Here is a 1,657-nt window from a genome sequence, read left to right as displayed (position 1 = left end):
AGAACAGGCAACAACAGCCAGTAATACCGTGCATGATGAAGTTGTACGAAATGCAATAAATATGGCAAAAGCTGCTGCACAAAATGCCAATATTGGAAGCCTGCGTACCAAGGCAGATGTTTTCATTAATGCGTGATGAAAAGCTGCGCTTAAAAGAAGTACCACTCACCCTATTCAATGTCCCTATTTTTACAGAATACAGTGGTGGTCATTCCTGATTTACTCAGGCTCTGATCCTGTCGATCAAGAAAACTTTTGGCGACCATAGCCATCATGGGCGCCATATCCAGACTGTTATTTTCTTCAGAAACTTTTTGAATGCCCTGATAGGCTTTCAGTCGATTACAAAAAGCCTGACGTTGGGTTTTAGCATCGGCCTTTGGATCATCTTCATCTAAAATGTGCTTGGTTTCATTGACGATTTTAGTCTGTTCTGAAATAAACTGGTCATACGCACTTTGTGAAAGTGGTTCTGCAAAGACCATGCTATTCAGTAAGAATAACAATCCTGCACAAATGAAAGATGATTTTTTTAGCATTTAGATTTCTTCTTTCCAGACATCTTCATAATCATCGGCATCAATCATGAAACGAAAACCTGTTTCCAGAGCAAGATATGGTAATACTTCTGGTGCGATGTCCTGTAATTCACGTACGGTCATCGTTTCAAAAGCATCTTCACTTGAAGGTTCTCCGCCATAAATATACCAGCTGATATTTTCCGCTGTCTCAGGCTTTTTACGAATACCAACTATCGGATCCTGCTTTAAGGTATGTACGGCCACAGCAACAACATCATCACCCGTGACTTCAACATAAGCTGAGCCTACTTCTTCACAAAGTAACTTTTGCTCTGCGATCAGTTCTTGTAAAGGTGATAGATTTTGCATGTTTTTCGACATTCGATATTACTCATTTATTTGCATTAGCACGCTATTTTAACTGAATTTTAGCAATGCTGATGAGGATTTCGTCGAGATGTTAAAATATCTGCGCTTAAAATTGTTTAAGCGCAGATATGAATTTCAGGCTTATTTGAAAATTTTAAAACGCTCTTCGTCCGCAAGATAATCTTTGGCATGTGTTTCGCCTTCGATTGAACCAAAGACCAGCTGTGCGCGAAGCTTCCAGTTGGCTGGAATGTCCCACTCAGCATGCACCTGCTCATCTACGATCGGATTATAATGCTGTAAAGATGCACCTAGGCCTTCAGTATGTAATGCTGTCCATGTGGCAAATTGCGCAATCGCAGTAGAATGCTCTGCCCAGATGGGGAAGTTATCCGCATAAGACGGGAATTGCTCCTGCAACGCTTGTACCACTGTTTGATCTTCAAAAAACAGTACCGTACCTACACCAGCAGCAAAGCTGGCCATTTTAGCAGTGGTTTTTGCTGCACTTGCTTCATCTTTTGCATAACTTTTTAATTTATCTGCAACGATGCCCCAAAACTTTTCATGTTCTGTGTTGAATAAAATGACGGCGCGTGAAGACTGAGAATTAAAAGCAGATGGACTTTGTTTAATTGCAGTTTGAATTAAATCAGTTAAACGTTCAGGAGATTGTTCAATATTCTTGCCAATGGCATAAATAGTACGGCGTTTAGTAATTAAATCTAAAAACTGATTCGACATTCTTAAAAATCCTGGGATATATC

General features: G+C 40.0%; 3 protein-coding genes. All 3 read right to left on the bottom strand.

All coding sequences use genetic code 11. The features are described from left to right. Positions 1-170: 170 nt before the first annotated feature. The 3 genes from FTV48_RS14725 to FTV48_RS14715 all read right to left on the bottom strand — a co-directional run bounded on the left by FTV48_RS14725 (position 171) and on the right by FTV48_RS14715 (position 1,634). Positions 171-539 (bottom strand): hypothetical protein, encoded by a 369-nt coding sequence (locus FTV48_RS14725; protein ID WP_180000772.1) that lies wholly within the window; start codon positions 537-539, stop codon positions 171-173. Beyond that, a complete protein-coding gene (locus FTV48_RS14720) occupies positions 540-902 on the bottom strand; it encodes a hypothetical protein (RefSeq protein ID WP_180000771.1) in 363 nt (120 codons plus the stop codon). Between the two features lie 129 nt (positions 903-1,031). After that, complete coding sequence (locus tag FTV48_RS14715; RefSeq protein ID WP_180000770.1) at positions 1,032-1,634, bottom strand: nitroreductase family protein; 603 nt, start codon at positions 1,632-1,634, stop codon at positions 1,032-1,034. Positions 1,635-1,657 lie beyond the last annotated feature (23 nt).

Origin of the sequence: Acinetobacter sp. YH18001 (assembly GCF_013416975.1) — a bacterium.
Classification (GTDB): Bacteria; Pseudomonadota; Gammaproteobacteria; order Pseudomonadales; family Moraxellaceae; genus Acinetobacter; species Acinetobacter pseudolwoffii.
Note: the sequence above shows the minus strand (reverse complement) of the source record. Positions and strands in the feature narration are given on the sequence as shown.

What these genes read in the sequence shown, in the direction of transcription:
- FTV48_RS14725 (WP_180000772.1), bottom strand. Translation starts at nt 539, where the DNA reads ATGCTAAAAAAATCATCTTTCATTTGTGCAGGATTGTTATTCTTACTG.
- FTV48_RS14720 (WP_180000771.1), bottom strand. Translation starts at nt 902, where the DNA reads ATGTCGAAAAACATGCAAAATCTATCACCTTTACAAGAACTGATCGCA.
- FTV48_RS14715 (WP_180000770.1), bottom strand. Translation starts at nt 1,634, where the DNA reads ATGTCGAATCAGTTTTTAGATTTAATTACTAAACGCCGTACTATTTAT.